This window comes from Collinsella aerofaciens (assembly GCF_018785245.1).
GTDB lineage: Bacteria > Actinomycetota > Coriobacteriia > Coriobacteriales > Coriobacteriaceae > Collinsella > Collinsella aerofaciens_AD.
Map to the genome: position 1 here is coordinate 1 of NZ_WQPL01000057.1, position 830 is coordinate 830.

1 protein-coding gene is annotated in these 830 nt (G+C 71.8%); it reads left to right on the forward strand.

Annotated elements, in window-relative coordinates; all coding sequences use genetic code 11:
* A partial coding sequence (locus tag GPK39_RS08845; protein ID WP_215675098.1) for a hypothetical protein occupies nt 1-830 on the forward strand: 830 nt, incomplete at both ends.

Sequence of the window (830 nt, forward strand, 5' to 3'; positions counted from 1 at the left end):
GCCATGGCCTGCCTATGCGTTTTGCTGGGCGGGCCTTCTTATGCCGCGGGCGCGGAGAGCCTCATCATCGCGGGCGCGACGTACTGCGAGCCGGGCGTGTCGGGCCCCGGCTGGGCCTGGGCCGATGCCGACCACCTGGAGCTTAACGGCTACGCGGGCGAGGCCATCGGCGCCGACGGCGACCTGGTGCTGACGCTTGCCGGGCAAAACTCCGTGACGGAGTCGCATGCGCCCGATGCGGACATCACGCTGTGCGGCATGGAGGTGTGGGGCAACCTGACGCTTCGCGGCACCGGGACCCTGACGGCGACGGGCTCGCAGTGCGGGATCCACGTTTCGCAGGTGCTCGTGGTGGACGGCTGCACCGTCGATGCCCGGGCGGACGGGGCCGATATTACGGACGAGGCGGTCGCCGGCGTGATCGCAGGCGACATGGCCGTGCGCGGCGGCGGGCGCGTCGTTGCAGCGAGCGCCGGGTCCGGAGCGGGCGTGCGCGCCTACGGCGTGTATCTGCAAGATGCGGGCCTTGGCGATGGTGCGTCCGGCTGTCGGCTTTCCGTCGACGCCTCGTGGCTTGATGCGGCCGGTGCCGACGGCGGCGTTGCGTGCTTGGGCGGGTCGCTTGTGTCTGCGAGGTTTATGGCGCCTGCCGGTGGGGCATTTGGTGCTGATGGTGTGGTGGATGCCGGCGGTGCGCTGGCGCCGCATGTGGTGGTTGAGCCCGAAGGCGCCACGCCGCCGGCAGGGGAGACTGGCGGGCGCGACGTGCCGGGCGGAGAGGCGGGTGAGCCTTCCTCCGATGCCGACCCCGCTGCCGGAGAGCCCACCAC